The 10,596-nt window shown below is 68.6% G+C and carries 11 protein-coding genes; all 11 read right to left on the reverse strand.

What is annotated here, in order from left to right:
* Positions 1 to 6 precede the first annotated feature (6 nt).
* Positions 7 to 795 carry a type II secretion system protein, XpsN-like gene (locus ABIA73_RS09955; RefSeq protein WP_248151373.1) on the reverse strand — a complete coding sequence of 263 codons (789 nt, stop codon included), beginning with the start codon at positions 793 to 795 and terminating at the stop codon, positions 7 to 9.
* The gene (gspM, locus tag ABIA73_RS09960) at positions 785 to 1,504 is read right to left on the reverse strand and encodes a type II secretion system protein GspM (RefSeq protein ID WP_099841886.1); all 720 of its coding nucleotides are present in this window, start codon (positions 1,502 to 1,504) and stop codon (positions 785 to 787) included. The genes ABIA73_RS09955 and gspM overlap by 11 nt, the downstream gene beginning before the upstream one ends.
* On the reverse strand, positions 1,479 to 2,648 hold the full coding sequence (locus ABIA73_RS09965) for a PilN domain-containing protein (RefSeq protein ID WP_354275724.1): 1,170 nt from the start codon (positions 2,646 to 2,648) through the stop codon (positions 1,479 to 1,481). Before ABIA73_RS09965 ends, gspM begins: the two co-directional genes overlap by 26 nt.
* Entirely contained in the window at positions 2,645 to 3,508 is an 864-nt protein-coding gene (locus ABIA73_RS09970) for a type II secretion system minor pseudopilin (protein ID WP_025876700.1), read from the reverse strand. The genes ABIA73_RS09965 and ABIA73_RS09970 overlap by 4 nt, the downstream gene beginning before the upstream one ends.
* On the reverse strand, positions 3,505 to 4,137 hold the full coding sequence (locus ABIA73_RS09975; RefSeq protein ID WP_032977169.1) for a type II secretion system protein J: 633 nt from the start codon (positions 4,135 to 4,137) through the stop codon (positions 3,505 to 3,507). Before ABIA73_RS09975 ends, ABIA73_RS09970 begins: the two co-directional genes overlap by 4 nt.
* Positions 4,134 to 4,553, reverse strand: a complete 420-nt coding sequence (xpsI, locus tag ABIA73_RS09980) for a type II secretion system protein XpsI (RefSeq protein WP_025876704.1) — start codon at positions 4,551 to 4,553, stop codon at positions 4,134 to 4,136. The genes ABIA73_RS09975 and xpsI overlap by 4 nt, the downstream gene beginning before the upstream one ends.
* Entirely contained in the window at positions 4,550 to 5,044 is a 495-nt protein-coding gene (gene xpsH / locus ABIA73_RS09985) for a type II secretion system protein XpsH (protein WP_025876706.1), read from the reverse strand. Before xpsH ends, xpsI begins: the two co-directional genes overlap by 4 nt.
* Positions 5,045 to 5,050: 6 nt before the next feature.
* Positions 5,051 to 5,494: a type II secretion system major pseudopilin GspG gene (gene gspG / locus ABIA73_RS09990; protein WP_032951922.1), complete on the reverse strand. Its 444-nt coding sequence runs from the start codon at positions 5,492 to 5,494 to the stop codon at positions 5,051 to 5,053.
* A 49-nt stretch (positions 5,495 to 5,543) separates the two neighbouring features.
* The gene (xpsF, locus tag ABIA73_RS09995) at positions 5,544 to 6,764 is read right to left on the reverse strand and encodes a type II secretion system protein XpsF (protein WP_025876710.1); all 1,221 of its coding nucleotides are present in this window, start codon (positions 6,762 to 6,764) and stop codon (positions 5,544 to 5,546) included.
* 24 nt (positions 6,765 to 6,788) lie between these two features.
* Positions 6,789 to 8,510, reverse strand: coding sequence for a type II secretion system ATPase GspE (gene gspE, locus ABIA73_RS10000; RefSeq protein ID WP_059065971.1), 1,722 nt, complete (start codon positions 8,508 to 8,510; stop codon positions 6,789 to 6,791).
* 135 nt (positions 8,511 to 8,645) lie between these two features.
* On the reverse strand, positions 8,646 to 10,508 hold the full coding sequence (locus ABIA73_RS10005) for a S8 family peptidase (protein WP_099785925.1): 1,863 nt from the start codon (positions 10,506 to 10,508) through the stop codon (positions 8,646 to 8,648).
* Positions 10,509 to 10,596 lie beyond the last annotated feature (88 nt).

Consider the following 10,596-nt stretch of genomic DNA (forward strand, 5'->3'; position numbering starts at 1 on the left):
TTCACTCTATCGGTTGGTGCCATCGCCCGGGGGCGGCGACGGTTGTTGCTGCTGTTGCTGCAGCTGACGGCGGCGGGCCTGGATGCGTTCGCGGATGGCCTGCATCTGCGCTTCGCTGGGACCGTTGGTGTTTGCAGGGGGTGCGGCGGCCGCGGCCGGTGCAGGCGAGGCGGGAGCCACGTTGCCATCGGCGGCACGGGGGGTGGGCAGCGTCTGGCTGGGCGTTGGCTGCGGTGGCGGCGGCGGAACCACCGCGCCAGGCACAGGCGGTGTGCCAGTGGCTCCGCGCAGCGCGGTCGGCGCTTCACCGCCCTGGCCATTGAACACGGCCAGTTCCAGCACCTGGCTGCCACTGGAGCCGATCACCGTGGCCTGGCGCGGTTCCAATGCCACCAGCTGCCAGCCATCGACTGCATCGCCGTTGAGGCGCAGGCGCAGCGACCGGCCCTGCTCGGTGGTGAAGGTGGCCATGCTGAAGTCGCCGGTCATCAGTACGCCGGTCAGGCGCAGTGCCGGACTGGCGGCGGCTTCACTGCCCCCCAGCAGGTACGGGCGCGGCTTGCGGTCTTCTGCGAACAGGGGCCGTTCGCTGATCACGCTGTAGCTGTCTGCACCGGCCATGCGTTCGGGCGCCAGCACGGGCAGCGCCGGCAGCGCGGCCTGCGCGTCGCCCTCCGCACTGACCGTGGGCAGCTGGCTGCCAAGACCGAAGCCGGTGGCCAGCCAGAGCGCTGCGGCCCATCCGGCCAGCGCCAGCAACAGCCCGGTGCGCAGGCTGATCTGCTCAAGCTTCATCGGCCACCTCCTGCGCATCGGTGGCAGGCTGCTCCGCCGGTGACGGCACAGGTGCCGGCGGCGACGCCACCGGCGCTGCTGCAGGCGGCGTGGCCACGGGTGCTGTCGAGGGATCGGCAGCAGCCGCCGGCAACAGATAGCCGGCCAGCTCGAAGGACACATCCAGGCCGAGCCCGGATTCGTTGGGCGATTGCTGGAAGCGCTGTGCGATCAGGTTGAGGTTGTCCACGAACAGGCGCGGGCTGCCGGTCTCCAGGCTGTGCAGCACGGTGGCCAGTTCGGCCACGCCACAGCGCAGGCGCACCTGCATGGCCACGCGCACGAACGCAGCATCGCGACGGTTGTCGCTCAACGGCGTGCGGTTGCTGATGGTGCAGCTGCGGTTGCCCGGGCTGGCCATCGCCACCGCATCCTGCAGGCGTGCGCCGAGCGCGGCCGCGGCGGCCTCGGCGGTGGCTTCCTGCAGGAACCCCGGGCGCTGCTGCAGGGCGTCGCGGGTTGCGCGCAGCCGCTGTTCGATCTGCGGCTGCTGCTGCAGCTGCGCCTGCACGCGCTGCTGGCGCTCGCGCAGGGCGGCGGCATCGGCATCGATGGCGCGCAGCGGCTGGGTGAACCACGGGTGCACCAGCAGCAGGTAGGCCAGGCCCAGCACTGCCAACAGCAGTGCCAGTGCCAGCCAGCGGTCACGGCGTGCGCTTGGCATCGGCATTGGCCGCCTCCGTGGTTGCAGTCGGGGCGGGTGCCGGCGCCGCTGCCGCCGAAGGCAATGGCTGCAGCTCGGCGGTCAGGGTGAAGCGGTCGCGGCCACTGGCGGCACCGTCAGCCTGCAGCACGCCGGTAAGGTTGACCTTGCGCCACTGCGGCGCGTCCTGCAGCAGCGTGACCAGCTGCGATGCTTCGCTGCTGAGGCCGATCAACTGCAGGCTGTTGTTCTCGATCGCCAGTTTTTCCAGGTAGGTGCCATCGGGCAGGCGTCGGGTCAGCTCGCTCCAGACTTCGACGGTACTGGCGCGCTGGTTGCGCTGTGTTTCCAGGAACGCCGCTCCATCCAGCAGCGCCTGCAGCTGGCTGCGTTCGCTGGCCACGCCGCGCGCACTGCGGGCGCTGCGCTCGACGTCTGCGCGCAGCGCATCGACGGCGTCACGACGGTTGTCCAGCAACTGCATCGCCGCCAGCACCAGCATCACCAGCGCAGCCATGGCAAGCAGCAGGTTCCAGCGCCGCATCGGGTCCGGTCGCTGCTGACGCTGCGCGGGCGGCAGCAGGTTGACCTGCAGCGCGCGGCCCTGGGCATCGATCGCATCGACACCGGCCAGCACGTCGGCCCACGCTCCGATCTGCGCGCGCCAGTCATCCAGCTGGCGCAGCGGCCAGGCCACCAGCTCCACCTGCAGCAGGCCTTCGCCGGCACTGCCCAGCTCACGGATGTCATAGCTGACCTGGCTGGCTTCGAACGGTGTCTGCCGGTCGATCTCGTAGCCGACCACCGCACGCAGGCGGTCAGCGGCTGCGGCAGGAAGACGCAGATTCCGCCGCAGGACCTGCCCGGCCGGCAGCAGCCACACCCGTGGCAGGCTGCGCAGGCGCGGCTCCAGCACGCGGTCCAGGTCCGCCGGTTGCAGCGGCCACGGCAGGCGGGCCACGGGCTCGAGACCGTCGCCGGTTTCACGCCAGACCTGTAGTTGCCCGTCCTCGCACTGCAGCAGCAGGCGGGTCTGCGACCAGCCCAGCGCCCATTGCCAACGCATCGGCACCCAGGCCAGCAACGACTGCCGCCACCAGCGCAGGAAACGGCCGGCACCGGGGCCGATCTGGCCCTGCACCTGCCGCAGACTGTCCTGCCACGCCGTCATCTTGCTGCCATTCCCTGCTCCCAGCGAAGCACTGTGTAGGTCCGGCCGGGCACCCCGCCCGATCCGTTGCGCACCACCGCCTGCAGCACCGACAGGCGTCCGCTGCCGTCAGTGGCGCGGGACTCGATACTATAGGTGCCACTGCCGCTGGCAAGCGCTGATGCACCCGCAGCGTTATCTCCGTCACGCTCCTGCTGGGCGCGTTGCGCCAGCAGTTGTTCCGCATCCAGGCCCAATGCCGTCAACACCGGTCCACTGGCGAAACGTGGATCCGGGCGCGCCTGCCTGCTGTAGAGCGTCAGGTGCGGCAGCATCGCGGCATACAGCGACCCGCGCATCCCCAGCACCCGCTGCAGTTCGCCCAGGGTTTCAAAGCGCTTGTTGCGCGGGCCATAGGGCAGGCCTGCGGCGGCGTACTCCGGCGCCTCGGCACCGCCACCGGGCTGCAGCAGGCTGTCTTCGTCGCGCCAGTCGATGATCGCACCGGCCAGCTGCCTGGCGCTCTCTGCCGGCTCGCCCAGTGCCTGCATGAATGCGGACAGCAGGGCCGCATCGGCCAGGTTGAGGTTGATCTTGCCGTTCTCGTCCAGCACCCGGATCTCGATGCGGGCGTCGTCGAACTGCCAGCGATAGGCGCGGCCATCAGCCTGCCACGGCGGACGCTGCGGGTCCGGCTGCAGCCGCAGCAACGCGTATTCCAGGCCGGCGCGGGCGCGCTCCTGGCCGCGTGCGTCGTCACCGAGCACCCGCTGCTGCAGGTGTTCGACCCGTGCGCTGAGCGCAAAGGCGCCGACCAGCGCGGTCATCAGCGCGATCAACCACAGCACCAGGACCAGCGCGGCACCACGTGGACGCTTCATCGCGCACCTCCGCTGCCACCGGCCCGCAGTGACACCACCAGCGGCGGCCACGGCGTGCCCCTGGCCGGCACGATCTGCACTTCCACCAGCAATGGCAGGCGCCGGGTGTCCTCCCAGCGTGGCAACCATTCGGTCAGCTGCCCGTTGCTGGCGTCGACACCGCGGTAGCGCAGCCTTACGTCCTTCAACTCCTCCGCCAGCACTTCGGGCGGGCGCGGCGGGTTCTCTTCGATGCGCTCGCCTTCCTGCAGCAGCACCAGCCCCAGCAGCAAGCGGCGGTGGCCGGCTGCGCCATCCACCTGCAGCGCATGCAGGTAAGGACCGCCACGACCGAGATAGCCCGGCAGGTCGGCAACGAACTGCATGCCCTGATCGTCACCCTGGAAGAACACCGGTTCGCGGGTGGGATCGGGCACTTCCAGCGGGCTGCGCAGGGCACTGGCGAGCTGCCGCCGCAGCAGGGCCTGCACTGCGCGCATGCGTTCGCTCTGCGCGGCAATCTGCTCGCCGCGCTGGCTGATCGCCATCGCCGAGCGCACGCTGGCGAACGCCAGCGCCAGGCCGCCTGCCAGCAGCACCGTGGCCAGCATCACTTCGACCAGGGTGAAGCCGCGTGCGCGGCGCCTCATCGCGCATTCTCCAGCGCGGGCGGCAACAGACGCAGGCTGCGCCAGCGCAACTGCTCGCGTTCACTGTCGCCCCAACGCACCTGCAGCTGCAGTTCCGCCAGCCAGGGTGCGCCCGGCGACTGCGCAGCGGGCAGCGCACCACTGCGCGGCTCGGCCCAGGGCTGCACCTGCAGCTGCCAGTGATAACGCCCCTGCTCCCACTCGCCCTGCTGGCTGCCGGCCTGCAGCGGTGCTTCCACCCCGGCGGCGGCCAGCAACGACTGCGCGTGCAGCACCGCGCGCGTGCGCAGCTCGGCGTCGCGCACCTGCCGCGCGCCACCGGACAGGCTGCCCAGCAACAGCGTCAGCGCCAACCCGAGCAAGGCGAAGGCAACGATCACTTCCAGCAGGGTGAAACCACGGGCGCGCGACCTCATTGCGCCCGCCACGGTCCGGAACGGACTTCACCGGTCAACCAGCCGACATCGATGCGCCACTCGGCGCTCTCCAGCTGCAGGCGGATGCGGCCGCCACTGGAGCCGCCGTCGGGATGGAATTCGATCACGCCCTGGCCGGGCGCGGTGGCCAACTGCGCGGCACCTTCGAACTGCACCTTCAGCTTGGCCGGCACTTCACCGTGGCGCTGGCTGGCGCCCTGCCAACGATGCTGCGCCGGTTCGATCACGAAGCGCTGCGGTTCGCCGCGGGCAATGGCCTGCGCGCGCACCATGCGCAGCTGGTTGGCGATGTCCTTGCCGGCACTGCGCAGCTGCATGCCGGCAAAGCCGCGCGACATGCCAGCGGCGGTGATCAGGCCGATGGCCGCGATCAACGCGATCACCAGCAGCATTTCCAGCAGCGACAGGCCCGCCGCGCGCCTGCCGTGCAGGCGCGGGCGTGACACCCGGCGCGGCAGGAAAAGCAGCATGCGTGCTTACGGCTGGTAGCGGATGTCAGCGTCGACGCTGCTGCCGCCAGCCTTGCCGTCCTTGCCCAGGCTGATCAGTTCATACGCCTGGCCCTCGCCCGGTGCGCGGTACTCCAGCGCGTGGCCCCACGGGTCGTTGAGGTCGGCAGGCTTGGCATACGGGCCCAGCCAGCCACCGACGCCGGCCGGTGCGGTCACCAGGTCGTTGAGCGAGGCGGGCAGCTTGCCGGTGTCGATCTGGTAGTTGTCGACCTTGGAGGCAACGGTCTGCACCTGCGCCTTGGCGATGTTGGCCTTGCCTCGATCGGCGCCGCCGAGCACGCGGCTGGCGACCAGGGTCAGCACCGCGCCGATCAGCACGATGACGATGATGATCTCCAGCAGGCTCATGCCCGACTGGTGGCGTGCGGCGGTGAAGGAAAGGCGGATCGGTCGACGGGAAGCAATCATGGTCGGTCCTTTCAGGTACGGGATGTCGGGGTTGCGAAGGAGGCCATCATCAGCCGATGGCGTTGGTAAGGTCGTACAACGGCACCAGCACGGCCACGATCACCGCGCCGACCACCGAGGCCAGCACCAGGGTGATCGCCGGCACCATCGCCGCCAGCAGGCGGTCGATGCGGCGGGCGCTGTCCTGTTCGAAGGTATCAGCAGCTTTCAGCAGCATGGTATCGAGCGCGCCGGACTCCTCGCCGACCTGGATCATCTGCAGCGCCAGCCGGGGAAAACGCTTGCCGCGCGACAACGCCAGCGACAGGCCGGTGCCGTTCTTGACCTCGTCGGCGGCGGTCTCCAGGTCTGCGGCAAGGGCGCGGTTGCCGAGCACGTTGCGGGCGATGCCCAGCGCCCCCAGCAGCGGCACGCCGTTGCGCAGCAGTGTGCCCAGGGTGCGCGCCAGCCGCGCGGTTTCCAGCTCGCCCAGCAGGCGGCCGATGCCCCGGCGCTGCAGCAGCCAGCCATCCAGCGCCAGACGGAACGCGGGCTGCCGCACCTTGCGTTCGAACAACAGCAGCAGCACGCCCGGCACCACCAGCAGCAGCACCCACCAGTCGCGCACGAACAGGCCCAGCTGCAGCACCAGGTTGGTGAACCATGGCAGCGCCACGTCCAGGCTTTCGTACATCTGTGCGAACTGCGGCACCACGTAGCCCAGCAGGAACAGCAGCGCACCGCCCACCACCACCAGCAGGATCGCCGGGTAGACCAGCGCGTTGATCACCTTGCCCTGCAGCGCACGGCTGCGTTCGAGGTAGTCGGCCAGGCGTTGCAGCGTGTCGTGCAGGCTGCCACCGGCTTCGCCGGCGCGCACCATGTTCACGTATAGACGCGAGAACAGGCCGTGCTGGCGTTCCAGCGCAGTCGACAGCGGCGCGCCACCACGCACCACGTCGCGGATGTCAGTGATCGCGCGGCGCGAGCGCTCGTCTTCGGGCAGGCTGAGCAGGATCGACAGCGCGCGGTCCAGCGGCTGCCCGGCACCGAGCAGGGTGGCCAGCTGCTGGGTGAACTGCAGCAATGCCGCGCCCTGCAGCGGACGCTGGCGGAACAGGCCGCGCAGGCTGCTGCCGCCAACCGCCCCCCCGTCGGCCAGCTGCGTTTCCATCGGCAGATGGCCCTGGTCCTGCAGGCGCGCGACCAGCTCGGCCTCGCTGGCCGCTTCCATCTGTCCGTCGAACACTTCACCGTGTGGGTTCAGTGCCTTGTAACGGTAGTTCGGCATGTCAGCGTCGTCCCTGCACGCGCATCAGCCTTCCTCGGTCACGCGCAGGACTTCCTCGAGGGTCGTCTGCCCGCTCAGGGCCTTGCTCAGGCCGTCCTCGTACATGGTGCGCATGCCGGCTTCGCGGGCGATGCGCTCGATCTCGCCCATGCCATCGCGACGCATCACCGCACGGCGCAGCGCGTCGTTCATCACCAGGAATTCCATGATGGTGGTGCGCCCCAGGTAGCCGGTCGGCGCCAGCGCCGAAGGCTTCGGGCGATACAGGTAGATCGTTCCATCCGGTTGCAGGCGGCGCAGGTCGAAGCGTTCGATCTCTTCCGGCGAGGCTTCGTAGCGTTCGGCGTGGGTCGGCTCCAGCCGGCGCACCAGGCGCTGGGCCAGGATGCCGTTGATGGTGGAGGTGAGCAGATAATCTTCCACGCCCATGTCGAGCAGGCGGGTGATGCCGCCTGCGGCATTGTTGGTGTGCAGCGTGGAGAGCACCAGGTGGCCGGTCAACGCTGACTGGATCGCGATGCGCGCGGTTTCCAGGTCGCGCATTTCGCCGATCATGATGATGTCCGGATCCTGGCGCACGATGCTGCGCAGCGCATTGGCGAAATCCAGCCCAATCTGTGGCTTGGCCTGGATCTGGTTGATGCCTTCGATCTGGTACTCGACCGGATCTTCAACGGTGATGATCTTGACGTCGGCGGTGTTGAGCTGGCTCAGCGCGGTGTACAGCGTGGTGGTCTTGCCCGACCCGGTGGGGCCGGTCACCAGCAGGATGCCGTGCGGCTGTTCAAGCACCTTGCGGAACTGCGGCAGGAAGGCATCGGTGAAGCCCAGCCGATGGAAGTCGAACACCACCGTCTCGCGATCAAGCAGGCGCATCACCACGCTTTCGCCGTGCGCGGTGGGCACCGTGCTGACACGCAGGTCCAGTTCCTTGCCCTGCACGCGCAGCATGATGCGGCCATCCTGCGGCAGGCGGCGCTCGGCGATGTTGAGCCGGGCCATGATCTTGATGCGGCTGATCACCGCGGCGGTCAGGTTGGCCGGCGGGCTCTCGCCTTCGACCAGCACGCCATCGACGCGGTAACGCACCTTCAACCTGTTTTCGAACGGCTCTACGTGGATGTCCGACGCGCGCAGTTCGACCGCGCGCTGGATCACCAGGTTGACCAGGCGGATCACCGGCGCTTCGGAAGCGAGATCGCGCAGGTGCTCGATATCGTCCACTGCGCCGCCCTCGCCATCGGCCGTTTCCACGATCGCGCCCATCGCACTGCGGCCCTGGCCGAACCAGCGCTCGACCAGATCATCGATCTCCGCGCGCATGCCCAGCAGCGGCGTGACCGGTACACCCAGTGCCAATTGCACGGCCTGCTGCGGGTAAGGATCGTGGGCGTCGGCCAACCACAGCTGCACGCCGTGTTCATCCAGCGCCAGCGGGCACACGTGGAATTGCTTGAGGAAGCGCAGCGACAGCGGCAGGCCTTCGGCCAGCGCCTGCGGTGGCGATTCAGGCAGCTGCCGTCCTTCCAGCAGCGGCAGGCCCAGCACATCGGCGCTGGCCTGCGCCTGGTCACGTTCGGACACCAGCCCAAGCCGTACCAGCAGGCCAAGCAGGCTGCCACCGGACTCGGCATGCAGCGGCCGCGCACGTGCCAGATCTCCTTCCTTGAGCCGACCACGTGCCAGCAGCGCATCGAGGATGCGGCCTTCAGTGTCGTCGGTGGCAGTGGCAGCGAGCGCGTTCACATGACTCTCCTGTCGATCGTCCCGACTTTAGCAGTTAAGCCGTGGTTTCCACCCTCTCCGGTTCTTCTTTCGTAGAAAGACGAGGCCCGTCACACAGGTGACGGGCCCCGCTTGTTCATTTACGACAGTCGGTTATTACTGGGTCGCCAGGATGCTCACCCCGCTGTAAGCGGCCTCACCCACCACCTTGATATAGTAGGTACCGGCCACCGGCTTGGCCACGCGCACGGTTTCGGTATTGCCCGGGCGGGTCGACTTGGCATCGTTGTCGGTCGCGGTGGGCACGCGGCCCTGCGCCAGGTACACCGACACGTTGCCGCTGCCGCCGTAGGTCAGCACGCTCAGCGTCTTGCCGGCGGCCGCTTCGAAGGTATAGACGGTTTCGCTGGCGGCCGCACCGGCCAGCCCGCCCACGGTCACCTTGTTGGTCAGCGGAATGCCTTCCGGCTCGCAGTTCTCGGTGCACGGCTCCTTCAGCGCAGCATCCAGTGCGGCCTTGGCATCGAGGATGCCGGTACCGATCGGGGTGGCCGCCGGGATGGTCACCGGGAACTTGCGCGCCGACTGCTTGAGCAGGGTTTCCAGCGCGGCCGGCGCCAGCGGCTCCTTGCCCTTGGCGATCAGCGCGCTCTGCACCATGGCAGCCACCGCGGCAACGTGCGGCGAGGACATCGAGGTACCGCCCTTGCCCATCAACACCCACTCACCGGCGTCCGGGGTGGTTTCCGAACTGGAACCGACCTGCCAGATGTAGCCGTTCGGGTTGCCGTCGACACTGCCGCCACCGCCCGGGGCCGACAGGTCGACCGCGGTGCCGTAGTTGGAGTAATAGGTGATGCCACCGGTGACACGGGTCGCACCCACCGCCACCACGTTGTTGCAGCTGGCCGGACGGTACTTGGATGCGTTGTCGGTTTCATTGCCGGCCGCGACCACCACCAGGGTGCCGCGCGACACGGCGCCGTTGATCGCGTCCTGGTAGGCGGCATCGCAGGCGCCACCACCACCCAGGCTCATGTTGATGATTTCCGCCGGATTGGTGTTGGCCGGAATGCCCGGCACGGTGCCGCCCGACGCCCAGGTGATGGCGTCGCTGATGTCGGCCAGGGTGCCGCCGCACTTGCCCAGCACGCGCACCGGCAACACCTTGGCCTTGTAGGCCAGGCCTGCCAGGGCACTGCCGTTGTTGGTCACCTCGGCAATGGTGCCGGCCACGTGCGTGCCGTGCCAGGAACTGCCTTCCGGTTCGGAACCGGTGTAGCACTCGTTGGCCGTTTCCACCCAGTCGCCGTAGTCGGTGGCACCCGGTGCGCGGCCATCGTTCGGGCGGCGCGAGGATTCCTTGTCACTGATGAAATCGTAGCCTTCCAGCAGGTTGCTGCCGAAATCCGGCACGCCCGGCAGGATGCCGGTATCGAGCACGGCGACCACGATGCCCTCGCCCTGCGAGAGATCCCACGCGGCCGGTGCATTCACACCACCGGTGGCGTTGAAGAAGTTCCACTGGTACTGCGCGTAGTTGGGATCGTTGGGCACCAGTGCCGGCTGCGCATTGGTGGCACGCAGGTCCGAGCGCTGCAGGCGCACGTTGGCCACCGCGTACTGCACCGACGGATCGGCATTCAGTTCAGCCAGTACCTTCTGCATGTCGGCCGAGCCCAGCCGGGACTTCAGGCGGATCAGGTCGCCACCGGTACCGAGCTTGCGCTCCACCAGCGGTGAAAGTGCCGCAGCACGGCTGGTGGTGCCGCTGCTGACGATGGCACGCGACAGTGCCGACTGCACGACCGAGAGCTTGGTCGAACGATCGCTGGCGGCCGCGGTGCCGTTGCGGTACTTCACGATGATGCCGTCCACGCTCTGCTGGGCAGTGCTGGCCACGCGCGCCGGTTCCTTGGCCACGCCCGGCTTGGCCGCATGCGCCGCACCGACGCCGACAGTCAGCGACAACACGGCGGCAGCCAGCACATTGATGCGAAGGGTCTGCTTCTTGGTCACGTTCGAAATCCTCTTCAAGGTCATGGTTGAGCTTTCCTTCTCCGCCCGTTGCACGGACGGAGCTCACTACGGCCATCACTCCCTGCGA

This window comes from Stenotrophomonas sp. 2694 (assembly GCF_040548715.1).
GTDB lineage: Bacteria > Pseudomonadota > Gammaproteobacteria > Xanthomonadales > Xanthomonadaceae > Stenotrophomonas > Stenotrophomonas indicatrix.

Bases quoted from the DNA above. Each gene is read 5' to 3' on its own strand.
- ABIA73_RS09970 (WP_025876700.1), bottom strand. From the start codon at position 3,508: ATGAAGCGTCCACGTGGTGCCGCGCTGGTCCTGGTGCTGTGGTTGATC.
- xpsH (WP_025876706.1), bottom strand. From the start codon at position 5,044: ATGCTGCTTTTCCTGCCGCGCCGGGTGTCACGCCCGCGCCTGCACGGC.
- gspM (WP_099841886.1), bottom strand. From the start codon at position 1,504: ATGCCGATGCCAAGCGCACGCCGTGACCGCTGGCTGGCACTGGCACTG.
- gspG (WP_032951922.1), bottom strand. From the start codon at position 5,494: ATGATTGCTTCCCGTCGACCGATCCGCCTTTCCTTCACCGCCGCACGC.
- ABIA73_RS09975 (WP_032977169.1), bottom strand. From the start codon at position 4,137: ATGAGGCGCCGCGCACGCGGCTTCACCCTGGTCGAAGTGATGCTGGCC.
- ABIA73_RS09965 (WP_354275724.1), bottom strand. From the start codon at position 2,648: ATGACGGCGTGGCAGGACAGTCTGCGGCAGGTGCAGGGCCAGATCGGC.
- ABIA73_RS09955 (WP_248151373.1), bottom strand. From the start codon at position 795: ATGAAGCTTGAGCAGATCAGCCTGCGCACCGGGCTGTTGCTGGCGCTG.
- xpsI (WP_025876704.1), bottom strand. From the start codon at position 4,553: ATGAGGTCGCGCGCCCGTGGTTTCACCCTGCTGGAAGTGATCGTTGCC.
- xpsF (WP_025876710.1), bottom strand. From the start codon at position 6,764: ATGCCGAACTACCGTTACAAGGCACTGAACCCACACGGTGAAGTGTTC.